This is a genomic window from Microbacterium sp. R86528 (assembly GCF_044596335.1).
Classification (GTDB): domain Bacteria; phylum Actinomycetota; class Actinomycetes; order Actinomycetales; family Microbacteriaceae; genus Microbacterium; species Microbacterium marmarense.
In genome coordinates this window covers 2,132,262-2,156,821 of the sequence record NZ_CP138996.1, presented here as the reverse complement: position 1 = coordinate 2,156,821, position 24,560 = coordinate 2,132,262, and the positions used below count along the sequence as shown (strand labels likewise).

General features: G+C 62.9%; 26 protein-coding genes. 6 read left to right on the top strand and 20 right to left on the bottom strand.

Going from position 1 to position 24,560, the window contains the following annotated elements:
* Positions 1-19: 19 nt before the first annotated feature.
* On the top strand, positions 20-970 hold the full coding sequence (locus tag SJY18_RS09985) for an L-lactate dehydrogenase (protein ID WP_337336878.1): 951 nt from the start codon (positions 20-22) through the stop codon (positions 968-970).
* Between the two features lie 42 nt (positions 971-1,012).
* Here SJY18_RS09985 and SJY18_RS09980 read toward each other — a convergent pair whose 3' ends face one another.
* Positions 1,013-1,444: a hypothetical protein gene (locus tag SJY18_RS09980; RefSeq protein WP_396667437.1), complete on the bottom strand. Its 432-nt coding sequence runs from the start codon at positions 1,442-1,444 to the stop codon at positions 1,013-1,015.
* A 68-nt stretch (positions 1,445-1,512) separates the two neighbouring features.
* On the opposite strand from SJY18_RS09980, the gene radA reads away from it, so the two are divergent.
* Positions 1,513-2,880, top strand: coding sequence for a DNA repair protein RadA (gene radA / locus SJY18_RS09975; protein WP_396667436.1), 1,368 nt, complete (start codon positions 1,513-1,515; stop codon positions 2,878-2,880).
* Between the two features lie 9 nt (positions 2,881-2,889).
* On the opposite strand, the gene SJY18_RS09970 is transcribed toward radA, so the two are convergent.
* The 4 genes from SJY18_RS09970 to SJY18_RS09955 form a co-directional block, all read right to left on the bottom strand.
* Entirely contained in the window at positions 2,890-3,297 is a 408-nt protein-coding gene (locus tag SJY18_RS09970) for a dehydrogenase (protein WP_396667435.1), read from the bottom strand.
* Between the two features lie 45 nt (positions 3,298-3,342).
* Positions 3,343-4,044 (bottom strand): hypothetical protein, encoded by a 702-nt coding sequence (locus tag SJY18_RS09965; protein WP_337336874.1) that lies wholly within the window; start codon positions 4,042-4,044, stop codon positions 3,343-3,345.
* Between the two features lie 48 nt (positions 4,045-4,092).
* Positions 4,093-4,596 carry an amino-acid N-acetyltransferase gene (locus SJY18_RS09960; protein ID WP_337336873.1) on the bottom strand — a complete coding sequence of 168 codons (504 nt, stop codon included), beginning with the start codon at positions 4,594-4,596 and terminating at the stop codon, positions 4,093-4,095.
* 77 nt (positions 4,597-4,673) lie between these two features.
* Positions 4,674-7,199 (bottom strand): ATP-dependent Clp protease ATP-binding subunit, encoded by a 2,526-nt coding sequence (locus SJY18_RS09955; protein ID WP_396667434.1) that lies wholly within the window; start codon positions 7,197-7,199, stop codon positions 4,674-4,676.
* 300 nt (positions 7,200-7,499) lie between these two features.
* On the opposite strand from SJY18_RS09955, the gene SJY18_RS09950 reads away from it, so the two are divergent.
* Positions 7,500-8,270 carry a hypothetical protein gene (locus SJY18_RS09950; protein ID WP_396667433.1) on the top strand — a complete coding sequence of 257 codons (771 nt, stop codon included), beginning with the start codon at positions 7,500-7,502 and terminating at the stop codon, positions 8,268-8,270.
* On the top strand, positions 8,267-8,497 hold the full coding sequence (locus SJY18_RS09945; protein ID WP_337336870.1) for a helix-turn-helix transcriptional regulator: 231 nt from the start codon (positions 8,267-8,269) through the stop codon (positions 8,495-8,497). Before SJY18_RS09950 ends, SJY18_RS09945 begins: the two co-directional genes overlap by 4 nt.
* 302 nt (positions 8,498-8,799) lie before the next feature.
* On the opposite strand, the gene SJY18_RS09940 is transcribed toward SJY18_RS09945, so the two are convergent.
* The 3 genes from SJY18_RS09940 to SJY18_RS09930 all read right to left on the bottom strand — a co-directional run bounded on the left by SJY18_RS09940 (position 8,800) and on the right by SJY18_RS09930 (position 11,317).
* On the bottom strand, positions 8,800-9,513 hold the full coding sequence (locus SJY18_RS09940; RefSeq protein ID WP_396667432.1) for a hypothetical protein: 714 nt from the start codon (positions 9,511-9,513) through the stop codon (positions 8,800-8,802).
* A gap of 84 nt (positions 9,514-9,597) precedes the next feature.
* Complete coding sequence (gene cls / locus SJY18_RS09935; protein ID WP_396667431.1) at positions 9,598-11,061, bottom strand: cardiolipin synthase; 1,464 nt, start codon at positions 11,059-11,061, stop codon at positions 9,598-9,600.
* A gap of 52 nt (positions 11,062-11,113) precedes the next feature.
* Positions 11,114-11,317 (bottom strand): hypothetical protein, encoded by a 204-nt coding sequence (locus tag SJY18_RS09930; RefSeq protein WP_337336867.1) that lies wholly within the window; start codon positions 11,315-11,317, stop codon positions 11,114-11,116.
* 125 nt (positions 11,318-11,442) lie between these two features.
* On the opposite strand from SJY18_RS09930, the gene SJY18_RS09925 reads away from it, so the two are divergent.
* Positions 11,443-12,597, top strand: a complete 1,155-nt coding sequence (locus tag SJY18_RS09925) for a DUF4192 family protein (RefSeq protein ID WP_396667430.1) — start codon at positions 11,443-11,445, stop codon at positions 12,595-12,597.
* Here SJY18_RS09925 and lysS read toward each other — a convergent pair whose 3' ends face one another.
* From lysS to tilS, 12 genes are all read right to left on the bottom strand, one after another.
* Complete coding sequence (gene lysS / locus SJY18_RS09920; protein ID WP_396667429.1) at positions 12,598-14,127, bottom strand: lysine--tRNA ligase; 1,530 nt, start codon at positions 14,125-14,127, stop codon at positions 12,598-12,600.
* A gap of 100 nt (positions 14,128-14,227) precedes the next feature.
* A complete protein-coding gene (locus SJY18_RS09915; protein WP_396667428.1) occupies positions 14,228-14,941 on the bottom strand; it encodes a DUF2520 domain-containing protein in 714 nt (237 codons plus the stop codon).
* A complete protein-coding gene (locus SJY18_RS09910; RefSeq protein WP_396667427.1) occupies positions 14,938-16,698 on the bottom strand; it encodes a PH domain-containing protein in 1,761 nt (586 codons plus the stop codon). Before SJY18_RS09910 ends, SJY18_RS09915 begins: the two co-directional genes overlap by 4 nt.
* Positions 16,695-17,327, bottom strand: a complete 633-nt coding sequence (locus tag SJY18_RS09905) for a PH domain-containing protein (protein WP_337336862.1) — start codon at positions 17,325-17,327, stop codon at positions 16,695-16,697. Before SJY18_RS09905 ends, SJY18_RS09910 begins: the two co-directional genes overlap by 4 nt.
* Positions 17,269-17,766, bottom strand: a complete 498-nt coding sequence (locus tag SJY18_RS09900; RefSeq protein ID WP_396667426.1) for a DUF3180 domain-containing protein — start codon at positions 17,764-17,766, stop codon at positions 17,269-17,271. The genes SJY18_RS09905 and SJY18_RS09900 overlap by 59 nt, the downstream gene beginning before the upstream one ends.
* Positions 17,763-18,296, bottom strand: coding sequence for a 2-amino-4-hydroxy-6-hydroxymethyldihydropteridine diphosphokinase (folK, locus tag SJY18_RS09895; protein WP_396667425.1), 534 nt, complete (start codon positions 18,294-18,296; stop codon positions 17,763-17,765). The genes SJY18_RS09900 and folK overlap by 4 nt, the downstream gene beginning before the upstream one ends.
* Positions 18,293-18,670, bottom strand: coding sequence for a dihydroneopterin aldolase (gene folB / locus SJY18_RS09890; protein WP_396667424.1), 378 nt, complete (start codon positions 18,668-18,670; stop codon positions 18,293-18,295). The genes folK and folB overlap by 4 nt, the downstream gene beginning before the upstream one ends.
* Positions 18,667-19,476: a dihydropteroate synthase gene (folP, locus tag SJY18_RS09885; RefSeq protein WP_396667423.1), complete on the bottom strand. Its 810-nt coding sequence runs from the start codon at positions 19,474-19,476 to the stop codon at positions 18,667-18,669. The genes folB and folP overlap by 4 nt, the downstream gene beginning before the upstream one ends.
* Positions 19,473-20,087, bottom strand: coding sequence for a GTP cyclohydrolase I (folE, locus tag SJY18_RS09880; RefSeq protein ID WP_396667422.1), 615 nt, complete (start codon positions 20,085-20,087; stop codon positions 19,473-19,475). The genes folP and folE overlap by 4 nt, the downstream gene beginning before the upstream one ends.
* A 9-nt stretch (positions 20,088-20,096) precedes the next feature.
* Positions 20,097-22,112 carry an ATP-dependent zinc metalloprotease FtsH gene (ftsH, locus tag SJY18_RS09875; RefSeq protein ID WP_396667421.1) on the bottom strand — a complete coding sequence of 672 codons (2,016 nt, stop codon included), beginning with the start codon at positions 22,110-22,112 and terminating at the stop codon, positions 20,097-20,099.
* Positions 22,113-22,311: 199 nt separating this feature from the next.
* Positions 22,312-22,866 (bottom strand): hypoxanthine phosphoribosyltransferase, encoded by a 555-nt coding sequence (hpt, locus tag SJY18_RS09870; protein ID WP_337336855.1) that lies wholly within the window; start codon positions 22,864-22,866, stop codon positions 22,312-22,314.
* A 10-nt stretch (positions 22,867-22,876) separates the two neighbouring features.
* The gene (tilS, locus tag SJY18_RS09865) at positions 22,877-23,911 is read right to left on the bottom strand and encodes a tRNA lysidine(34) synthetase TilS (RefSeq protein ID WP_396667420.1); all 1,035 of its coding nucleotides are present in this window, start codon (positions 23,909-23,911) and stop codon (positions 22,877-22,879) included.
* 99 nt (positions 23,912-24,010) lie between these two features.
* Here tilS and ppa point away from each other — a divergent pair, with 99 nt between their 5' ends.
* Complete coding sequence (gene ppa, locus SJY18_RS09860) at positions 24,011-24,544, top strand: inorganic diphosphatase (RefSeq protein WP_396667419.1); 534 nt, start codon at positions 24,011-24,013, stop codon at positions 24,542-24,544.
* The last annotated feature ends 16 nt before the right edge of the window (positions 24,545-24,560 follow it).

The window sequence follows — 24,560 nt, the reverse complement described above, 5'->3', positions numbered from 1 at the left end:
CCCCTGCCAGACTGGATGCATGGCCGTTATTGAGAACTCCAAAGTCACCGTTGTAGGCGCCGGCAGCGTCGGCTCCAGCGTCGCGTACGCAGCGCTCATCCGAGGCTCCGCACGCCACGTCGCGCTCTACGACATCGCCACCGAAAAGGTCGAAGCCGAAGTTCTCGACCTCGCACATGGCACCCAGTTCACGGGGACCAGCAGCATCACCGGCGGCAGCGACATCTCGGTCGCCGAGGGTTCGCACGTCGTGGTGATCACTGCCGGCGCGAAACAGAACCCCGGTCAGACCCGCATCGAACTGGCGGGAGTCAACGCCGGCATCATGCGCAAGATGATGCCGCAGCTGCTTTCGGTAGCGCCCAACGCCGTCTACGTCATCGTGACCAATCCGTGCGACGTGCTGACCGTGCTGTCGCAACAAGAAACCGGCCTACCGCCCGAGCGCATCTTCGCCTCGGGCACCGTGTTGGATACATCGCGGCTGCGCTGGAAGCTTGCCGAGCGTGCGGGCGTCTCAACCTCCAGCGTGCACGCCTACATTGTCGGCGAGCACGGTGACACCGAGTTTCCGCTGTGGTCGGCCGCAACGATCGGCACCGTGCCGATTCTCGAATGGGTCACCCCCGCAGGTGACCGCATGACCGTAGAAGAACTCGACCAGATTGCGATTGACGTCCGTGATGCTGCGTATAAGGTCATTCAGGGCAAGGGCGCGACCAACTACGCAATCGGCCTTTCAAGCGCCCGCATCATCGAGGCGATTCTCGGCGACGAGCACGCGGTGATGCCAGTGTCTCCTGTGCTGACTGACTTTCACGGCCTCAGCGGCGTCGCACTCTCGGTTCCGTCGATTGTCAGCGCCAGGGGTGCATTCCCGATCGCTGAGACACGGTTCTCACCGAACGAACGTGAGCTGTTCCACCGCTCAGCAGATGCACTCACCGAAGTCGCGAACTCTTTGCGATAGCGGTGATCAGTGGATGCTGCCACCTGCGGCATCCACTGATGCTTACTGGCGCTTCGCACGCCATGCCCGCCACGCGCCCGTCGCCCACAGAGCCCACAGCACCAATAGCGGCTGAAAGAGCAAGCGGATTCCGCGAGATAGATCGGTGTCAAGACCGAAAGCGTCTCGTCCCTCAACGAACTGCGCGATGTTGCCGGGGAACACGGCGATGAAAAACGCCGCGGTGATCCATCCGATCGGCACACGCCAGCGGCCTAGAAACAACAGTGCGAGCCCGAGCGCGATCTCGACGACTCCCGAGGCGATCACGACGAAATCGACGTCGAACGGCAACCATGGCGGCACCTGCGCCCGAAAATCCTCACGCGAAAAGGTCAGATGCGAAGTGCCTGCGAGCACCAAGAAAGCGCCGAGAAGCCAGCGCGCGATACGCCGCAGCCACGGTCGGGGTTCGCTCGGCGATAAGGGGGTCATCTTTCCAGTGTGAGCCATCGGTGCCTATGCCGGCGGCGATTGTCGTACCCGGCCCGTACGCTGATCTCATGGCGACCCGCAAACCCACCACCGCCGCGGCCTACCGATGCACGGAGTGCGGGTGGACGGCCCACAAGTGGGTAGGCCGTTGCGGCGAATGCCAGCAGTGGGGCACCGTAGTCGAAAGCGCCGAGCAAACGGGCATCTTGCGATCGGTCACAGCGGTTGCGCCCGGCGCATCACGCGCGGCACGGCCGATTACCGCGATTGACACCGCAGATACGCCGCGGCGCAGCACCGGGGTGGGCGAATTCGATCGGGTTCTGGGCGGGGGCCTAGTACCCGGCGCGGCAATTCTGCTGTCTGGCGAGCCCGGGGTGGGCAAGTCGACGCTGCTTCTCGAAGTGGCAGCGAAGGCTGCCCAGTCGGGGCGGCGGGTGCTCTACGCCAGCGCTGAAGAGTCCACCGGCCAGGTGCGTCTGCGCGCAGAACGCACCGGGGCGCTGCACGACAGCCTTTATCTCGCCAGCGAAACCGACCTCGCCACCATTCTCGGACACGTTGACGAGGTGAAGCCTGACCTGCTGATCGTCGATTCAGTGCAAACCGTGTCGTCATCGATGTCTGACGGCATGGCTGGCCACCCGTCGCAAGTGCGTGAAGTGGCGGCGACGCTCATTCGCACGGCGAAAGATCGAGACCTTCCCACCATCATCGTCGGACACGTGACGAAAGACGGCTCAATCGCTGGTCCCCGCATTCTCGAGCACCTCGTTGATGTGGTCTGTCACTTCGAGGGCGATCGCCAGACGTCGCTGCGTTTCGTGCGCGCGCTCAAGAATCGCTTCGGCCCCACTGACGAAGTCGGATGCTTCGATATGACCGGTGCAGGAATCGCCGAGGTGCCCGATCCGAGTGCCCTCTTTCTCGGTCACGGCAGTACAGAACCGGGCACCTGCGTCGCGATTGCGCTTGAAGGCCGGCGCGCCTTGCCAGTCGAAGTGCAGGCGCTGACAATCACGACAAATGCACCGAATCCACGCCGCATCGTGAACGGCGTCGACTCAGCTCGGGTGGCGATGGTGCTCGCGGTGCTCGAGAAGAAGGCCGGCATCGTCACCTCGAACCAAGACGTCTATGTATCGACGGTCGGCGGCGTGAAGTTCACCGAACCTGCCGCCGACCTCGCCATCGCCCTCGCTGTAGCGGGGGCGGTACGCAACGAAGCGATCCCCAAGCACATCGCGGCAATCGGTGAACTGAGCCTCGCGGGCGAGATTCGCCCGGTAACGCAAGCCGCGCAGCGGCGCACCGAGGCCGCGCGGCTCGGCTATCGCGACCTGATCGACAGCCGCTCGTCGCGGCTGCGTGGAGCGCTCGATGACGTGCGGGCTCGTTCCAAGAGCCGCCCGGGCGACGACATTCCCCGGTTCTAGGGCAAGAGATTACGCGTCGAGCGCCGCGATCAAGTCCGCCGGAGTTGCCTGCATCGCGTGTGGGCCTGCGATATCGAAGAAGACGGTCGTGATCTCGTCACCGTGCACTTCAAGAAACGCGTGCAGCCATGCCGCTGACTGCAGGGCAACACCGGGCGGCAAGCTTTCTGGCTTATTGGCGGCATCGCTGAACAGAAGCAGCGCTACATCGCCGGTCTTCGGATCACGGTACGTCCACACCTCACCTGAATCGAGGGGGTTATCACGCTGGCCCGCGCGCATGAGCGGCGCAACCGTCGGCCCGTGCCGCAGAGCGAACGCAACCGCAGCCATGTCGCCGGTCTGCAACGCGTCGCTCAACTGCGGGTTGCGAAACTCCAGGGGCGCTTGCTTCTTCGATCGCTTCTTGCCTGCCACCCCACCAGCGTAGTCGCGGCCAGCAGGCCCTGTCTTTTCGGCGGGTCAGTAGAGCTGGAACGACGCGGTTTCAAACGACGGGATGCCGCCGATCTCTACCGACAGGTGGTAGGTGGCGCCAGCGCCAGCTGCTCGCGGTCGGGTCTCGTCGTCACATGTGCCTACCGATGAACGGGTCCGGTCCCATTCGAGGGGCGCCGCGCTTGAGACGGTTTGGCCAGCTGCCAACATGACGACCATATCGCTCGGTTCGCTCTGGCAGTCGGTCGAACGCCACCACACATCGCTGCCGCTCGATACCTCGAACTTCTGTGTGCTGGTGCCCACGTTCAAACTGCAGTCTGTCTCGCCGTCGTTGGTCAAGGTGATCGAGAACTGCGGGTTCTCATCAGCGGTGTAGCTGCTCTGGTCTGTCACCGGAACAACTGTGATGGCGCTTTCTACGCACGGGGTCACGACAGGTGTCGCGTCAGGCGTCGCGGCGGAAGCATCGCTCGTCGGCTGCGCGGTAGCAGTTGGTGACGCTGCGGCGCTTGATACGGGCGCCGGAAGGTCGGACGCCGCTGCCTGCGAAGCGGGCACATTCGCATCGGAAGTTGCTTCGGTCTCAACACCCCAGCTCTGCCATGGCTGCGCGATGAGAAGCCACACCGATCCTGCAATCGCGATGATCGCGAGCAGCAGCACAATGCGCCGGCGCCGATAGACGGCGGGGGAGTGCTTTCTGCGACGTTCCTGGCCGGTCATGAATCCAGGGTAGGCGTGCCTTGCCGAGTCTTTGGTGTGACTCGCCCCTCAGAGGCTCTTCAGCATGCGAGTGTTGCCGAGAGTGTTCGGCTTGACGTGCGCGAGATCGAGAAACTCGGCGATACCTTCGTCGGGGCTGCGCACGAGTTGAGAGTACACATCGGGATCGACAACCTGTTCGCCGATCGTCGAAAAGCCTCGCCGTTCGAAGAACGCCACTTCAAACGTGAGGCAGAACAGTCGCGAGATTCCGAGCGCACGCGCATTGTCTTCCAGAGCTTCAACGACACGGCGGCCCACGCCGCGTTGCAGCCACTCGTCTGAAACGATCAGCGTGCGAACCTCGCCGAGGTCTTCCCACATCACGTGGAGCGCGCCACAGCCGATGATCGTGCCGTCTTCCGCCTCGGCGACGACAAACTGCTGGGTCGACTCATAGAGCACCACGAGATCTTTGCCCAGCAGAATGCGTCGCTGCACGTAGGGCTCCAGCAGCGACTGGATTGCCCGAACGTCTCGCGTCGCGGCTGGTCTGACGGTGAAAGTACTCACCGCTCAAGCCTACGGCCCACACAGCGAAGGGCGGATGCTCCCTTTCGGAAGCATCCGCCCTTCGATATGGTGTGCGGTCAGTCGCTGGTTGCGGCGAGGTACGGCGTGGACGCGATCTCACCTTGGGTGACCTCGCCGACAGCCACCTTCTCGCCGCGGGGTGCGGTCTCGAACGCGAACTGTCCGTCGGCGAAGTCAACCTTCACGTGGTCGCCCGCGTTGAGCGTGCCGTGGAGGATCTGCTCGCTAAGTGCGTCTTCGACCTCGCGCTGCATGGCGCGACGCAACGGTCGTGCACCGAGAGTCGGGTCGAAGCCGATCTCGATGAGCCGTTCCTTCGCACTGAGCGACAGCTCAACGGTCATATCGCGGTCGAGCAAACGTTCACTGAGGCGCTTGGTGAACAGATCAACGATCTGCACCAGCTCCTCCTTCGACAGCTGCGGGAACACGATGACGTCGTCGACACGGTTGAGGAACTCAGGCTTGAAGTGACGCTTCAGCTCTTCGTCTACCTTGCCCTTCATGCGCTCGTAGGTCGTAGCTGAGTTGCCCTCAACTTGGAAGCCGACCGGGCCGCCAGCGATCGCCGACGAGCCGAGGTTCGTCGTCATGATGATCACGGTGTTCTTGAAGTCGATAACGCGACCCTGGCCGTCGGTGAGACGCCCTTCTTCGAGAATCTGCAACAGCGAGTTGAAGATGTCTGGGTGAGCCTTCTCGATCTCGTCGAACAGCACCACCGAGAACGGCTTGCGGCGCACCTTCTCAGTGAGCTGGCCACCTTCTTCGAAACCGACGAAGCCGGGAGGGGCACCGAACAGACGAGACACGGTGTGCTTCTCGCCGAACTCGCTCATGTCGAGCGAAATCAGCGCCGACTCGTCGTCGAAGAGGAACTCCGCGAGAGCCTTCGCGAGCTCGGTCTTTCCCACGCCCGTCGGGCCGGCAAAGATGAACGAGCCACTGGGGCGCTTGGGGTCCTTGAGCCCGGCACGCTGACGGCGAATCGTCTTCGCGAGCGCCGCGATAGCTTCTTCTTGGCCGATGACGCGCTGGTGCAGCGCCTTCTCCATGAAGACCAGACGGCTGGATTCTTCTTCGGTGAGCTTGAAGACCGGAATGCCGGTCGCCTGGGCGAGCACCTCAGCGATCAGACCCTCGTCGACCACCGCGTGGCTGGCGACGTCACCCGAGCGCCACTGCTTCTCGAGTCGCAGACGCTCGGCAAGAAGAGACTTCTCTTCGTCGCGCAGTGATGCAGCCTTTTCGAAGTCCTGCTCTTCTGAAGCGATCTCTTTGTCGGCACGAACGCGAGCGATCTTGTCGTCGAACTCACGCAGTTCGGGCGGGCTCGACAGAATCGACAAGCGCAAGCGCGCACCCGCTTCGTCGATCAGGTCGATGGCCTTGTCTGGCAAGAAGCGGTCAGCGATGTAGCGATCAGCCAAGTTGGCTGCCGCGACAATGGCGCCGTCGGTGATCTGAACCTTGTGGTGAGCCTCGTAGCGATCGCGCAATCCCTTGAGGATGTTGATCGAGTGAGGAAGGCTCGGCTCCGCAACCTGAATCGGCTGGAAGCGACGCTCGAGCGCAGCATCCTTCTCAAAATGCTTGCGGTACTCGTCGAGCGTCGTGGCACCGATGGTCTGAAGCTCACCGCGGGCAAGCAGGGGCTTCAGAATGGATGCTGCGTCAATCGCGCCTTCGGCTGCACCGGCGCCCACGAGGGTGTGGATCTCGTCAATGAAGACGATGATGTCGCCGCGCGTGCGGATCTCTTTCGTGACCTTCTTGAGTCGCTCTTCGAAGTCACCGCGGTAACGAGAGCCGGCGATGAGCGAGCCGAGGTCGAGCGAGTAGACCTGCTTGTCTTTGAGGGTCTCGGGCACGTCGTTCTTCACGATCGCCTGAGCGAGGCCTTCGACGACCGCTGTCTTTCCGACGCCGGGCTCACCGATGAGAACAGGGTTGTTCTTCGAGCGACGCGAGAGGATCTGCATGACCCGCTCGATCTCTTTTTCGCGACCGATGACGGGGTCGAGCTTGTTGTCGCGCGCGGCTTGGGTGAGGTTGCGTCCGAACTGGTCGAGCACCGCCGAGCCGCCCTGAGCGGATGCGGGCTGCTCCCCTGCTCCGGCGGCGACGCCCGCGGGTTCCTTGCCCTGGTATCCGCTGAGCAGCTGGATGACCTGCTGGCGCACCTTGTTGAGGTCAGCGCCGAGCTTGACGAGCACCTGAGCGGCAACGCCTTCACCCTCGCGGATGAGACCAAGCAAGATGTGCTCGGTGCCGATGTAGTTGTGACCGAGCTGCAGCGCTTCGCGCAGGCTCAGCTCGAGCACCTTCTTGGCACGCGGCGTGAAGGGAATGTGGCCGGTCGGCTGCTGCTGCCCCTGGCCGATGATGTCTTGCACCTGCTCGCGCACAGCGTCGAGCGAGATACCGAGGCTCTCAAGTGCCTTCGCGGCAACACCCTCGCCCTCGTGAATGAGACCGAGCAGGATGTGCTCGGTTCCGATGTAGTTGTGGTTGAGCATTTTCGCCTCTTCTTGGGCGAGCACAACCACACGACGTGCACGGTCGGTAAATCTCTCGAACATCGCTTCCTCCGGGGTACCTGGGTCGGTCGACCACTGAGTGCCTTACATCGAGGGTAACGAGAGCGCGCGAACGGTATGCCCGTGTTCGCCCTGGGCATACGCGCCGACCGGGGGTTGACCTGCAGCATTCGTAGACATATCGTTTTTCGATAACAACGTTTATCGATATGGAATTCTGCAAAAAGGATGCAGCGATCGGTCGGGGTGCGCACCTGCAAAGGGATGCGCCGAGGCTCGAATGAGTTCGGTCACCGCGCTCGCACTTCGCCGTTCACAACCGATCTGTCGGGAGGACTCCCAATGACGTCGTACACGCCAAACCTTGAGCTTGCTCTTGCGCCAAACCTCGAGTTTGCTCTTGCGCTGCTGGCCGCATCGGCCGTTGCTATCGGTGGACTGATCGCCCTCTTTGTCTGGCGGGCGCGCAGACGCAACAGCAAGACAGTGCTGATGGATGTCGCAGCACGAATTTCAATCGTGTGGATAGCGCTCACCGCCGTTGGACTGCTCGTGTTGCTGCCAAGCTGGTTTCTTCAACCGAACGTGATGGTTGCTCATCTCCCCCTGATTACCGCGTGGCCGAGTGATCTGCCCTGCCTCGGCGAGCCTGTCCCCGCCTCGTCTGCAACGGCCACCTCGCTTTACTGCGCCTCGGTCAACACAGCAACCGCAAGCATCACCAATCTCAGTACTGCGGCGACCGTCGTGCTGGCATCTGCTGATCTGCTGGCGCTCGTCGTCGCGGTCTTTCCCGCGATCGTCGTGCTCATCATCTGCAATCAAGCACGTGAAGGCACGCCGTTCTCAGCCCTCACGAGCCGGTGGCTCTTCATTGGTGCGGGTGTCATTCTCATCGCTGGCATCGGAAGCACCGTTCTCAACGACATCGGCAGCACCATGGCAGCAGCTGAGGTGTTGCCACAACCGGGCGCGGGTACGACAACAGCCGCAGGGATTGCCACATTCTCCATTCCCTACTGGCCGCTTGGCGCTGCTGGCATCGCCGCACTTATGGGCACCATCTTTCGCCACGGTGCTCAGTTGCAGCGAGATACGGATGGCCTCGTATGACGCCCGCCGAAGATGAGGGACCGAGCGGTGTGCACTGCAGACTCGACGAGTTGCTGGCCGAGCGCGGCATGACGCTCACACGGCTGTCGCAGATCGTCGGGGTCTCGATCGTGAACCTGTCGGTGCTCAAGAACGACCGTGCTCGCGCAATCCGCTATTCGACGCTCTCTGCGATCTGCCGCGCCCTCGACTGCGAGATCGGCGAATTGCTGGTGCGCGTTGACTAGCTCCTGCTGAGCCCTGTGGAGTCGCTAGGACGCGAGGCTGTCACGGGAGGACAGAAAACGGTGCTGGCGTTGGAGGCGAATTGTGCACATTCGCCGTCCAACGCCAGCAACCAACGTTGCGGGTATGCTCCCCGAGCCACTCTCCCCAGAGTGCCCTCAACGGTTAAAACCGTATTCGAGCCGCAACTGCGCCAACGGCCAATACACTGCTCGCGCGAGGCGCCGCCCCGCAATACCGCGGGTGTTTCTGCCTAATCCGGACAATCCCGAACAGCGCGAGACCCCCGGTGGTGAACCTCGACCTAGTTGACGCCGATGATGGGCACCCGCACACCATCGAACCCAGAGCCAGTGAGCACAGCTTCGACGTCAGCGGCGTCTTCAAGGTCTGTCACCCACGCGACCGTGGTCTGCGGCGCCATGTCCAGCGTGCACACCTGATCAGCATCCGGCGTTGCGAATGTGACGGTGACCTCAGCAGGGCCAGTGGCCTCTGAATTCTCGATCACCGGCAAGCACGAAGATGACCCCCAAGTGAGAATCACGAACTGTCCGTCGGCGCCGGTCCAGCCAGCGCTGGGCAGGACCTCCATTGAGCTATCCCCGGGAACAAGGCCGTCGACGCCAGCAAGCAACGCTTCGCCCTCGACCGCTCCGGTCGTGATCACGGTGACATCTTGGGCCGTGTCAAGGCCTTCGGGAACACCCACTCCGGTCGCACGCGGAACCAGATCGCGCGTGCAGACTTCGCCGAACTCCGTGAGCTCAACAGTGAGCACCTGGCCGCTTACCGACACTTCTCCCGCAACCGGCACGCAGCTCGAGCTGCCCAAAGTCACCACACCGATCATCGCGCCGCCCTCAAGCCATGCGGCCTCAACTCCGGCGCCGTCAGTGGACTCCTCGACGGGCGTCTGCGTGGGAGCGTCGCCTGGCGACGACGTTGAACAGCCGACCAGCACGCTCCCCAGAAGCATTACCAGCCCAATCCCGGCACCGATCAAGCGAATGCCCACGAGCGCCACCTTTCTCAAAGAGGATGGATGCTGCGCAGCATCCACTCTTCAAGTGTCTCGCTCAACGCGACCGTCTCACAACTCTTACTGCAGCGACGAAGTCAACCGTGCCAGGTTGTCGAGCACTGTCGAGCGAAGCGGTTGCTTCATCCACTCTTCAAGCGTGAGTTCACGCGATGACTCCCGGTACATGTCTTCGGTCTCACGCAGCTGCTCGGTGAACTCGGCACCGCGCACCAGCATCGAAATCTCCATATTGAGACCGAAGGAGCGCATGTCCATGTTGCTCGACCCGAGGATTGAGACCTCATCGTCAATGCTCATCGACTTCGAGTGCAGAATGAACGGGCGCTTGTACATCCAGATCTTCACGCCCGCGCGCAACAGAGCCTCGTAATAGCTGCGCTGGGCGTGGTAGACCAGCGCTTGGTCGCCCTCTTCTGAGACGAAGAGCTCAACGTGAACGCCTCGCTGGCACGCCGAATTGACCGCCATCAGAAGTGCCTCGTCGGGCACGAAGTAGGGGCTGACGATAATGATCTTGTGCTGTGCGGCGTAAAGCAGGCCTGCAAACAGCTTGAGATTGTTCTGAAACTCGAATCCCGGGCCAGACGGGATGACTTGGCAGTCAAGGTCACCTGTGCCCGACGCGACGCGGAGCAGATCGATCTCGTCGGTGAGAATCTCTTCAGTCTCGCTGTACCAGTCGCTGAGGAATACGGCGTTCACCGATGCGACCACGGGCCCATCGAAGCGCACCATCATGTCAACCCAGTGCAGACCGCGCTTGATGTTCTTCTTCAAGTTGTAGGTCGAATCAGTCGCGTTCTGCGAGCCCATGAACGCTACAAGGCCATCAACGACGAGCAGCTTGCGGTGGTTGCGCAGATCGGGGCGCTGGTACTTGCCCTTCAGCGGCTGTACCGGAAGCATCAAATGCCAGTGGGCGCCCATCTTGTCGAGGCGCCTGAGAGTCTTCTTGTAGTAGGGCTTGCCCCGGTTCGCCCAGTGGTCCAGCAGAACGCGAACGACCACCCCGCGGGCGGCAACCTCTTCAAGAGCGCTGAAGAAGTTGTCGGTCGCCACATCGGACTGCAAGATGTAGAACTCAACGTGCACGTAGCGTTCTGCCTTGCGGATCTCATCGGCCATCGTGTCGAGGCTCTGCTGATAGTCAGAAATCAGCTGCGCCCCGTTGTCGCCCGCGAGTGGCAGCGCGCCAAGATTGCGGTTCATCGTCACGAGCGAGGTGAACCACTCGGGAGCGTCAGGTCGCAGTGTGCCGAAGTCGAGCGATTGGCTGGTCTCTTCGATGTAGTCGTTGATCTTGCGTTGCATCTGTCGACGCTTGCGCGGCAGTTTCGGGTTTCCGATGACCAAAAACAGCAACACACCGACGAGGGGAATGAAGTAGATCGCCAACAGCCACGCCATGGCCGCGGTCGGGCGCCGATTGCGCGGGATCACGATGATCGCGGTGATTCGCACGACCAGATCGAAAACGAAGACGAAGACAAGCCACCAGGTCGTATAGATCTCGACCGTCATTTACTGAGCCCTTCCGCCACCGGTGTGCTCAGCGTAGCGGGCGCCGACGGTATCAATCGGACGATGCCGACGGCGGGGTGGATGCCGATGCAGCCGGAAGTCCCCGGCGCGCACGTTCCTCAGCCTCGAATTTCGCGTATTCACGCCGCTCGGTGCGGTCCATTCGGATCACGCCACGCATCACCAGAAAGAAAATGATGCTGACCACGACAGTGGGCAACAGCGTCCACACGACCGCAACCCAGTAGCTATCCATGCTTCCAGGATACGCGGGTGAGCGATCGCGCCGGACCCTCGCTAACACCCTGACTTTTGTGGACGCTCCCCCGTGGCATCGATTTGTCTCGTTTCGCATACGCCAGATGCTCGAATGTCTTGGGCATGACCACCATCGTGAAGGCGGCGAATGCCGCACAGTTCCTGTCTCTCGTTCCTCATCTGCTCGGTTTCACCCCGTCACGAAGCCTCGTACTGGTTCCGTTCGACGGCGACCGCAGCCTCGGCGCCATGCGCTTCGATCTTCCCGCTGCTTCGCCCGATGCTCCTCCTGACACCATCGATCGCATCGCGTCTACGGTCATCGGCATGGTCTGCCGACTGCCTGCGGCAACAGCGATCGCCGCCGTCGCCTATACCGATGCGACGTTCGACGCAGGCGCTGCGATGCCGCACCAGGATCTGCTGCGCGCGCTCGAGCGCCGCGCCGACTCTTGCGGACTGCGCATCACCGACATGATCTGCGTCGCCTCAGACGCCTGGGGATCGCTGTTCGACAGCGAGCGACCGGGTGAAGCTCGCCCGCTCGCCGAGATCAACCCGCATCTCGACGCCGAAGTGGGGCCAGCACCTGTCGGCAACCAGACAGCCGGGGCCGACTTGCCGCCGGTTGATTCCGCGCAACAAGAACACGTTGCAGAGGCGATTGTGTCGCTCAAGCACTTGGTGGCACTTCTCAGTGGCGCACCAGACGGCGAGGCAGAGGCTGACTCGACGCAGCGAATCAACCCCCAGACGATCGCCGCGGCCTACACCCTCGACGACATTCCCGCCCTGTTGGAGGAGTCGCTCACGTGGGATCTCGCAGACCTTGCCCCGTACGACGTCGCCCTCGTGGGCTGGTGCTTGGCCCGACCGAGCATGCGAGACGTCGCGCTGGTGCAGTGGAGCGGTCAGTTCGACGACGGCGACGAGGCCCTCGACGCCCAGTTGCGCTGGGAAACAGGTGAGGAGTACCCGCCAGACCTGGCAATGCGCATGTGGGGCGAGGGCGAGCGCCCTGAGCCCGGCAGGCTCAATGCTGGCCTCGAACTCAGCCGTCGCATTGCCGCGACGGTGCCACGCGACATGCGCCCGGGGCCGTTGTCGATGTGCGCATGGTTGTCATGGGCGCTGGGGCGCTCATCGCACGCAGAGGTGTACGCGAGCATGGCCTGCGAGATCGAACCCGAGCACGGGCTGTCTGAGATCGTGCTCTCGTTCGTGTCGGCGGGGCATCTGCCCGAGTGGGCTTTCACCTCGACCCCAAGACCGAGCTGACTACTTGACGAGCGGAAAGAGGATCGTCTCTCGAATGCCGAGTCCGGTGATCGCCATGAGCAGCCGGTCAATACCCATTCCCATCCCGCCGGTTGGGGGCATGCCGTGCTCAAGAGCTCGCAAGAACTCTTCGTCGACGCGCATCGCCTCATCATCGCCGCGCGCTGCGAGCTTGGCTTGTTCGACGAATCGCTCCCGCTGGATCACCGGGTCGACAAGCTCGGAGTAGCCGGTGGCCAACTCGAATCCACGAACATACAGGTCCCACTTTTCAACGACGCCCGCAATTGTGCGGTGCTCACGCACGAGCGGGCTGGTGTCGACGGGAAAGTCCATCACGAATGTGGGGCGTGTCAGCTCGCCCTTGACGAAGTGCTCCCACAGCTCTTCCACGAGCTTGCCGTGCGTGGCCACCTTCGCGGGAACATCGACGCCTTCCGCTTCGGCGAGCGCCGCGAGCTCGTCGAACGAAGTGTCGGGGGTGATCGTACGACCGCACGCCTCTGACAGCGAGCCGTACATCGAGATGCGCTCCCACTCGCCGCCGAGGTCGTACTCCGTGCCATCCGCCCAGGTGACCGTGGTTGACCCCGCAACCGCGATCGCGGCATTCTGAATGAGCTCTTGAGTCAGATCGGCGATGCCGTTGTAGTCGCTATAGGCCTCGTACGCCTCAAGCATCGCGAATTCGGGGCTGTGTGTTGAGTCAGCACCCTCGTTGCGGAAGTTGCGGTTGATCTCATAGACACGATCGATACCGCCGACCACGGCACGCTTCAGGTATAGCTCGGGAGCGATGCGCAGGTAAAGGTCAGCGTCGAACGCGTTCGAGTTGGTGATGAAGGGGCGAGCGGACGCCCCGCCATGCTGCACCTGCAGCATCGGCGTCTCTACTTCGATGAAGTCGTGGTCGGTGAAGGTCTGACGCAGGCTCGCGTTGACCTTCGACCGGGCAACAACGGTCTGACGGGCCTGATCGCGCACGATCAGATCGAGGAACCGGCTGCGCACGCGGCCTTCATCACTCAACTCGGAATACATGTTCGGCAGCGGAAGCACAGCCTTAGCGGCGATCTGCCACTCGGTCACCATGATCGACAGCTCACCGCGGCGGCTTGAGATGACCTCGCCCGACACGAAGACGTGATCGCCAAGGTCGACGATCTCTTTCCACGCCTGCAGCGACTCTTCACCCACCGACGCCAACGACACCATCGCCTGAATGCGGCTGCCGTCGCCGGACTGCAACGAGGCGAAGCACAGCTTGCCAGTGTTGCGGCTGAACACGATGCGACCGGCCACACCTGCGACGACACCCGTCTCATCTCCCGCTTCAAGCGCGCCGTACTCGGCGCGAAGCGCGGGAATGGTTGTGGTGACGGGGAGGCTCACGGGGTATGCGCCACCGGCAGCATCCACTCGCTCTGAAATCAGACGCTCACGCTTGGCAAGGCGAACTGCCTTCTGCTCGAAAATCTCATCGTCGGTCGGTTCGTTCTCGGCCGGCGCGGGCGCGCTGGTATCAGTCATCGCAGATGGCTCCTCAAAAGTCACCCAAGTCTATCGGGGGCACCGCATGGGGCACCGTCGGAAGGAATTCGCGGCATCAGGGCCAGCGTCAGCGTCAGCGTCAGCCGAGGTCCAGTTCGGCGATCGATGAGCCGTCGCCACCGCCCGCTTCGGCGAGAGTGTGGTCGATCGTCGAGTGCACCAGGGTCGATAGGTAAAGACCCGGGTTGGGCACACCGACCTTTGCGAGCAACGTGGTGGACTGCTGCACGATCGATCGCGAGAACTGCGTCGCGGTCGCAATGCCCTCTGCGTAGTCGGCACGGTCTTCTTCAGCGATCACGATCGGCTCACAGCCAAGTTCGACTGCGAGCGCTTGTGCGATAGGCAGCACTGGCCCGGGCGCCGTGACCGCAGCGAAAGAGTTGGCGAGAAGCCTCAAGTCCATCGATGTTCCGGTGAACGCGATCGCAGGGTGAACGGCGAGCGGAATCGCCCCCTTTGCCATCGCGGGAGCGAGCACCCCGGTGCCGTACGCGGCATCGGTGTGCAATACCAGCTGCCCCGGTTGCCAAGCGCCGACCTCGGCGAGTCCGGCAACGAGGTCTGGCAGCTGATCGTGGGGAACAGCGATGACCACGAGTTCGCTGCGGCGAACAACTTCGGCCGCGTCCAACACGGGCAGCCCCGGCAAGATTGCCTCCACCCGGTCGGGGTCACTGCCCGCAGTGATGGCGACGAGTGCGTGCCCAGCGCCAGCGAGTGCAGCGCCAACGACCGGACCGACCTTTCCCGCGCCGATGATCCCTACGCCGAGACGACCTTCACGATTCATTCGACCTCCTCTGGGCGAGCTGGCAAAGCTGTCTCGGATGCGCCGGGCCCACCGTCGCTCGCAGCGTCCGCGTCGTCACGGGCGTCCACGTCGTCACGGGCTTCCGCGTGATCGCGGGCTTCCGCGTCAGCTGCATGGCGAGCCTCGTCGACGTGCGCCCAACGATGCGAATGATCGCTCGCAGCCGCGCGCACGGTGCCTGCGGCGACATCGGCGAGCAGTGCAAGCGCGGCATCACGATCCACGGCGGCCAGGTGAGCTGATACCGGACCTGTCACGACGTGAGCATGCGCGCTGGCCACGCGACTCTTGCGGTCAAAAGGACCCTGATGAAGGGCGAAGCTCTGCAAGCGCGCGAGCGGCAGAATCGACAGATTTCGCCAAATCACGCCTCTGCGCAAGAGCAACAGGTCATCGGTCAGCCGAAAGCCGTTGCGCTTCCACGACAGCGGACGGATCCACCAGGCGCGTTTCGGCGTGGTGGTGAAGCTGTCTTGCTCGAGCGGCCCAAACATTCCCTCGCGCACGATGAGCGACCACTCAGTCTCTGGCACGCCGGGCTGCATCAACCGCAGCACCTGCTCCACATCGGCCGCTGTGCCGACGGGCAGCACGGTGGTGAACTGGTCGGTCGTCGAGTCAGTGGCGCTGCGACCGCTGAGTCGATTGAGCTTCACCGCCCACCAGCCGAACGGCCGCCAGAGAATCGGCTGTGTGACCTCGAGCGCGTGCACGCGGCCCGGCGGAATGGTCTCGGTGATCGTGGTGAGCAGCCCGAACGTGATCCGCGCACCGTCGGGCGTGGGGGCGATGGAATAGCGCAGCGAGCGCAGAATCGAACTCACCCAATAGGCCCCAAGACCGATGAATGCGGGAATGAAACCCAACAGCAGCCACGTATAGCCGAGCGAGACCCCGATGACGATTGCGATCACCGTGATCAACACGAAGACAGTAGACGGACTGACCACGTGAGAGGCGATAATCCGCACGACGGGAATGTCTACGACAGACTCTGGCTCGGCCACCGGGGCTTCGGGTCCCTCAATCAAGCCGGTGATCTCGCGGCTCATCGTCGCGCTCAGTGCAGACACTCGAGATCCGGATGCTGATCCCTCCGCCTTCGCGGCTTCAGCAAGCTGCTGGCCCGATGCCAGGCGCAAAATATCTGCGCGCACGGTTTCGGCGTTGACGGTCGACAGATACTCCAGCTTGACGTTGGAATCCATCCCCGCGCCGACAACCTCGAGCTTGGCGAGGCCGAACAGTCGCGCGATCATCGGACGGGTGAGGTTCACACCCTGCACCCGGTCAAGTGGCGCACGTCTCTGGGTGCGGAAGAGAATGCCGCTGCGCACCTCGACGTCGTCCTGAGTGATGCGAAAAGTGTGAAAGCGCCACGAGATGTAAAAACCCAGCACCAGCAGGGCGATCACACCGAACACGACAAGAATCGCGACCAGGTAGAGATTGTGGGCGATCACGAAGTCGATGGGATCGTTCGAGGATTCGTAGCTCTGATAGCCGTCAAAGTCAGACGAGAGCCACGGGAGCACGATTCCCAGCAGCCGATCGCGCAAGTTGGCGATCACCACACCGACGATGACGAGCAACACCAGCCCGCCACGAAGCAGCGGGCTCAGCGGGTGCATGCGTTGCCATTCGCCGTCGCTTAGCGGCGAGCGCACCAGCGTTTGCGGTGGTGCGTTCGCAGCGTTGGGTACGGGTTCAGAACCCGGCAGAGTCGGATCGGTCATAGGCCGGTACGGCGACTCTCTGCCACTGTCACGAGGTGATCGCGCAGCAGCTCGGCCGTGCCCTGAGACAAGCCCGGAATCACCACGCCGGTGGCCGCGGCAGCGGTGACAAACTTCAGCTGCGCAATGCCGAACTTGCGATCGAGTGGGCCGTGAGTGATGTCAACCAACTGCATACGGCCATAGGGAACCGCGACCATTCGCTGCCAGAGGATTCCTCGCCGAGATACCAGGTCATCTTGACGTAGCTGATAGCCAATAGCCCGCGCCTGACGAGGCATGATCGCGAGCGACCAGACCATCAAGACGGTGATGATGCCGCCCGGAATCCACGCCCACCATTGATTCCACAACAAGGCAAGCAACAGCGTGGCTGCGATAACCAACAGCAGAACTGAGCCGCTCGAGATCAGTTGCACAATGACGTACTTGGGCGAGATCTGATGCCAGATGCCCTCCTCGAGCACGAGCCGGTTTTGCGAGCGAGCCTCCACCAGCTTCGAGAACGTCTCCGTTCCGTCGCTGACGGCTTGCGTTTCCGCTTCGGCTGCGGTTTCGGCTTCGAAGGACTCAGTGGTCGTGGAGTCGAGGCCGGAGTCCGGGGTCGTCTCCTCCGGGTTGTTCGTCATCGTCGTCCTTCCGGATGGTGCACAGGTGTTCGGCGATGAGCCCTGCGGCTACAAGAGCGCCGCCGCCAACGACGGTCGCGATGATCGCCGACATCGATCCTAACGACGGGGTCACCGGCCGGGTCAGCAAGAAGATGAGCAACCCGACGGCCACCCCCGCCACAGCAGCGCCAACGATACTCGAAGATTTGGCGAGAATAGCCGTCCTGAGCGCGCGGAATGGGTTGACCGGAGCACCATGCAGCCCTCGCGTGGCCCGGCGCACCGGCAGCGCCATCACGATGACGAACACCCCGAGCAGCACCAGAAGCACCGGCAGCATCACGCTCGGGCTGAACGTCGCTCTGCCCGACAGGGTCAGCACCTGGTCGATAACAAAGCCAGCGACCGCGCCAATCCCTGCGGCGATCAGCAGCATCCCTATGCCCGTGCGCTTCACTGTTGTTGCCTCAGCTGCGCGAGAACAGCGTCGACTCGTCCGTGTCCGGGCAGTACGGCGTCGCGATCAAGCCCCAGCCACGGTGCCAGCACGAACTCGCGTTCCGCGGCTCGCGGATGCGGGATCAACAGCTCAGGATCGTCACTGGTGACCTCGCCGTAGGCGATGAGGTCGAGATCAAGTGTGCGATCGCCCCACCGTTCACGCCGCTCGCGACCGTGACGATTCTCAATCGCGTGCAGATATGCCAAGAGCACGGTCGGCGCCAAACGTGTCTGCAGCAGAGCCACCGCGTTGAGGTACGCCGGGGCGTCTTCATCGGGGCCGTCGAGCTTGACCGCCACCGACTCGACCGGCGCAGAGGCATGCACGTGACTCACAAGGGGCAGTCGCGCGAGGTCTTCGACTGCTATGCGCATCGTGTCTTCGCGATCGCCCAGGTTCGCGCCCAGTGCGATGACAGCGGTGACGGTTGGGGGTGCGTCTCGCTCGGGCACGCCGCCGACGCCTTCGCCCAACCGCCGGCTCAAGGCTTTGCTCTTTCGATCGACACTGAGACATCGTCAAACGAGAGTGCGATAGGCGCGTTCGGCTTGTGCAACGTCACGCGCACGCGTCCGATGCGCTCAATTGTCAACAGGCTAACGGCAATGCGCTCGGCAAGCGCCTCGAGCAGATTCACCGGCTCGCCAGCAACGATGTCTGCTACGCGTTGGGCAATCTCGCCGTAGTGCACCGTGTCGCGCACATCGTCGCTGGCCGCGGCGGCGCGGGTGTCGACGTACATCGTCAAGTCGACGATGAAGTTCTGACCTTCTCGCCGTTCGCTGTCATAGACGCCGTGATACCCAAAAACAGTGAGACCTGTCAGCGCGATCTCATCATGGGTCGTTGCCGAGGTCACGAGGTTGATCCTTCCCAGTGGTGGAGCACGTTCAGAGCATCTCGCGTCGCGGCGACATTGTGCACGCGAACCGCCCAGGCGCCGGCTTGCGCCGCGAGCAGGCTAGTCGCGGCAGTCGCCAGATCTCGCCGCTGCTCGTCGGCGTCTGCCGCATCGGTCGCAAGCATCTGGGCAAGAAAACGCTTGCGGCTTGTGCCGATCAGCACGCGCTGCCCCGCCGCGGCGAGGCGGTCAGTGCCGCGCAACGTCGCCCAGTTCTGCGCACCTGCCTTGCCGAACCCGATTCCCGGGTCGACGATGATTCGGTCAGCAGCAAAGCCTGCGGCGAGCGCAGCATCCACTCGTTCGAAGAGTTCGCGCTCAACGTCGCCAGCCACGTCGTCGTAGGTTGCACGCGCGTACATTTCTGCTGATGGTCCCCGCCAGTGCCCTAGCGCAATGTGTGCCCCTGTCGGCGCAATCGCATCGAGCATTTCGCCATCGGCGAGGCCACCCGATACATCGTTGACGATGCTCGCTCCCGCGCTGACCGCGGCTAGCGCAGTGGATGCGTTCATGGTGTCGACGCTGATGACAACATCTGCGGCGGCAAGCCCTGCAACGACGGGGAGCACGCGGTCGCACTCAACTCGGGTGTCGACCCGCTGCGCGCCAGGGCGTGTGGATTCGCCGCCGATGTCGACGATGTCGGCGCCGTCGCGGCGCAGTTGCAGCGCGTGCGCGATCGCCGCATCAGCCGCGAGAAATCGTCCGCCGTCGCTGAACGAATCAGGGGTCACGTTCACGATGCCCATCACGAGGGTCATCCGGCGTGCCCTCCCCCACGATTCAAGCCGCGGGCAGGCAGTAGCGCGATGAGTTCCGCGCGCGCGATGGGATTCGTCAGCTCGCCACGGGCAGCGATCGTGACCGTCGAAGAATCAGACTGCTGCCCGCCGCGCATCGTCACGCACTCGTGAGTCGCGGCCAGAACGACGAGCACACCGCGAGCGTCGAGTGAACTCGCAATCGCATCGGCGACCTGCTCGCCGAGCCTCTCTTGCACCTGCGGGCGTGATGCGATCACGTCGACGACTTTTGGCAGCGCTCCCAACCCGACGACCTGCTCACCGGGCAGATAGGCGATGTGAGCGTGCCCGCGAAACGGCAACAGGTGATGTTCGCAGATCGACCGAAATCGAATATCGCGCAGCATCACCGCCCCCGAAGGCAGGGTTTCAGGGGCGGGCCCTTGCGCTACCGAGATGGTGTGGGCGAGGGGCTCGGTTGCATCTTCACCTACTCCGGCGAAGAACTCGGCGTATGCACTCGCTACCCGCTCGGGGGTTTGGCGAAGTCCTGGGCGATCAGGATCTTCGCCGATCGCCTCGAGAAGTTCGCGAACGAGCGCCGCGACGCGCTCACGGTCGACGGCCATTTAGCGCTCCTACGCGGTCGCCGGGCGTGCTTGCCCACTCGCGCGACGCTCAGGCGCGGCCGCCTCAGCGTCTGCTTCAGCTTCTGCCTCAACCGACGCGACCACCAGGTCGGGTGCGGGAGCGCGGGCAGGAACGTCTACAGGAGGATGCTGCGAAACCGGGCGCTGCTCGCTCGAGAGCCACTGCGGCCTCGGTGGCAGGCGCTTGACATCCTTGAAGATCTCGGCGAGCTCGAGGTGGTCGAGCGTCTCTTTCTCAAGCAGCTCGAGCGCTAACTTGTCGAGCACTTCGCGGTTGTCGTTGATCACTTCGTAGGCTTCGTTGTGTGCCTGCTCGATAAGCGCGCGCACCTGATCATCGACACGCTCAGCGATGCGCTCCGAGAAGTCACGGCCGTGACCCATATCGCGGCCCATGAATACCTCGCCCGACGACGAGCCGAGCTTGACCGGGCCCACGTCGCCGGTCATGCCGTATTCGGTCACCATCTTTCGTGCGATGCTCGTGGCTTTTTCGATGTCGTTCGAGGCGCCGGTCGTGGGGTCGTGGAACACGACCTCTTCAGCCACGCGCCCGCCCATCGCGTAGGCAAGCTGGTCTTGCAATTCGTTGCGCGTGACCGAGTATTTGTCTTCGAGGGGAAGCACCATCGTGTATCCGAGTGCACGCCCTCGCGGAAGAATCGTGACCTTTGTGACGGGGTCAGTGTGGTTCATTGCAGCCGCTGCCAGCGCGTGGCCACCCTCGTGGTAGGCGGTGATGAGCTTCTCTTTGTCTTTCATCACACGCGTGCGGCGCTGCGGCCCAGCGATCACGCGGTCGATTGCCTCGTCGAGTGCGCGGTTGTCGATCAGTTGCGCGTTCGACCGCGCGGTGAGCAACGCGGCTTCATTCAACACGTTCGCGAGGTCAGCGCCGGTGAAGCCCGGAGTCTTGCGTGCGACGACCTCGAGGTCAACATTGTCAGACAGCGGCTTGCCGCGCCCGTGCACTTCGAGGATCGTCTTGCGGCCCTTCAGATCGGGAGCGTCGACACCGATCTGACGGTCGAAGCGGCCCGGGCGAAGAAGGGCAGGGTCGAGAATGTCAGGACGGTTGGTCGCCGCGATGACGATGACGTTCGCCTTCGGGTCGAAGCCGTCCATCTCAACGAGCATCTGGTTGAGCGTCTGTTCACGCTCATCGTGTCCGCCGCCCATGCCGGCACCGCGGTGACGACCCACGGCGTCGATCTCGTCAATGAAGATGATGGCGGGCGCGGTCTCTTTGGCCTGGTTGAACAGGTCACGAACACGACTGGCCCCGACGCCGACGAACATCTCAACAAAGTCAGAACCCGAGATCGAATAGAAAGGCACTCCGGCCTCGCCTGCAACCGCGCGGGCGAGCAGGGTCTTGCCTGTTCCTGGAGGGCCGTACAGCAGCACGCCCTTCGGGATGCGCGCACCGACCGCCTGAAAGCGTGTCGGGTCTTGCAAGAAGTCTTTGATCTCTTCCATCTCTTCGATGGCTTCATCCGAGCCGGCAACATCGGCGAAAGTGACCTGCGGCATTTCTTTGCTGACGAGCTTGGCCTTCGACTTGCCAAACTGCATCACCTTGCTGCCGCCACCCTGCGCGCTAGAGAGCAACCACCAGAACAACAGGCCCAGCAGCAGAATCGGAATCATCAGCGACAGCAGACCGTCGAGCCAGGTGGTCTGCGGAACCGTATCGTTGAACCCGTCGGTCGGATTCGCGTTGTTGATCGCTGTAACGACCTCGTCGGCACGGGCCTCTACGTAGTAGAACTGCACCTCTTCTGAGCCTTCGAATGGTTCCGACAGCGTCAGATCGACGCGCTGGTCGCCATCGGTGATCCCCGCTTCGACAACCGTGTTGCCATCGAGCAGTTCAAGGCCCTGCTGCGTGGTGATCTGCTTGGCGCCGGTCAGGCTCGAGATGAGCAAGAACCCGACGATCAGCAGCAGCCCGATCAGCAGTGCATAAAAGAACGGGCTACGAGTGAGCTTCTTGAAGTTCATGGTGCGGGCGTGTGCCCGATCCCTTTCGTCGACGAACCTCCGCAACACACACTGGTGCCTCGCGCGGCGGTGCATTCAGGGTATAACGGGGCCGCTATGCCGTTGCTGTGCATTCGCCCACGGCGTAAGCGGCCGAACAGCGAGCTGCCGAGTGGCCGAGTGGCCGAGTGGCCGAGTGGCCGAGTGGCCGAGTGGCCGATCAGTCTTGATACACGTGCGGCGCCAGAACGGCCACATCACGCAGATTGCGGTACTTCTCGGCATAGTCGAGTCCATAGCCGACGACAAAGTCGTTGGGAATGTCGAAGCCGACATACTTCGAACGCACCTCAACCTTGGCTGCGTCGGGCTTGCGCAACAGCGCGAAGACTTCGATCGATGCCGCGCCGCGCGACTCGAAGTTCTCGAGCAACCACGCGAGGGTGAGCCCCGAGTCGATGATGTCTTCCACGATCAGCACGTGTTTGCCGTGCAGGTCGGTATCGAGGTCTTTTCGAATCTGCACGACACCGCTCGACTTGGTTCCGGCCCCATACGACGAGACGGCCATCCAGTCCATCGGAACCGGGGTGGGCAGTGCCCGGGAGAAATCGGCCATGACCATAACCGCGCCCTTGAGCACACCCACCAAGAGGAGGTCTTTGCCTTCATAGTCGCTCGCGACTTGCGCAGCGATCTCATCGAGCTTGTGAAGGATCTGCTCCTCGGTCACAAGAATGTCGGTCAGGTCGTCTCGAATTTCGGCCGCGCGCATAACAGCGAGTCTATGGCGCGCTCGACGTTTCGTCAGAGTCAGTCGTCGCCGCGGTGCGGGCGGTGAACTCAAGCTGATTGCCGATGCGTCGGGCTTGGCATCCCGGCAAATCGATGGCGCCCTGACCTGACCAGTGCGTGACAAGACGCGCGACCTCAAGCGTCTGCGACCGGGTGAGACTCTGATGAAACTCTGCGGCGACCACGTGACGAATGATGCGATGGCGCAGCGCTGCGGGGTTGGCGGCGAGGGCGGGTGCTGATACCGAGATGCCAGCTTCCGCATGCTCGACGATGTCTTCAATCGTCTCGTTGATCATCTCGTCGAAAGCCTCGGCATCTTCACGCAGCTGCGCTGCCGTGCGCGCAAGCGCCTCGGCGATGCCAGGCCCCAGTTCGGTCTCGAGCATCGGCAGCACAGTTGTGCGCACGCGCACTCGCGCGAAGCGGGCTTCGTCGTTGTGCGGATCCTCCCACGGTGCCAGGTGTTGGGCAGCACATGCGGCTCGTGTTGACGTGCGCCGCACCTCGAGCAGCGGACGCACGATCGAGGTTCCATTGCGCTCAGATTCAACGGCCATGCCCTGCAGACTGGCGGCGCCCGAGCCCCGCGCAAGCCCGAGCAGCACGGTCTCGGCCTGATCGTCGAGGGTATGACCAGTGATCACCGCAGCGGCGCTCACCTCTCGGGCAACGCCGCCGAGCGCGGCATAGCGCGCGCTTCGGGCGGAGGCCTCTGGTCCGCCATCGTGCCCGACGTCGACCGTGACTACGCGGCTTTCGAGCCCGAGCGCGCTGGCCTGATCAGCCGCCTTCGCAGCGACTTCGACAGAGCCCGGCTGCAAGGAGTGATCCACGGTGACCGAGATGGCCGTGATCGAGAGTTTCGGAGCTTCGAATGCAACTGCTGCGGCCAGCGCGAGGGAATCTGCGCCGCCCGACACGGCAACGATCACCGTGGTGCCAACGTGCATCTTCGACAGCGCGGAGCGCACCGCCAGCCGTACTTCGGCGACAGCGGGATCAAGGGGTTCACGAAGTGCCACGGGGCTACGCTACCGGCGAGGCAGGCTTGCCAGTGATATCGGAATCGTCACGCGACTAGGCTGGACGGCGGCATCCCACAGATTTTGAAGGAGAACCCCATGGGCGCATACGACGCCGTCATCGAGATCCCTCGCAACAGCAAGATCAAGTACGAAGTTGACCACGGCACCGGCCGCGTCTTCCTCGACCGCATCTTGTACACCCCGATGGGCTACCCCGCCAACTACGGGTTCTTCGAGAACACCCTCGGCGAAGACGGCGACCCCCTCGATGTGCTGGTTCTGCTTGACCACGACCTCGCGCCCGGAATCATCGCCAAGGTGCGCCCCGTTGGTGTGCTCAAGATGAGCGACGAGGCTGGCGGCGACGACAAGGTCGTAGCCGTTATCGCAAAGGACCCGCGCTGGGATCACATTCAAGACGTCGCGGATATCTCGCAGTACACGCAGAACGAGATCGGTCACTTCTTCGAGCACTACAAAGACCTTGAGCCCGGCAAGTGGGTCAAGGTTGACGAATGGGCTGGCGCAGCTGAAGCCGAGCGACTCGTCTCGGAGTCGTTTGTGCGCTTCGAAGAGCACGAGGGCGAAACCCGCACGCAGGGCGAGGGCGAATCGCCCAGCAGCCTCTGAGGATCTTTTAGAAGGG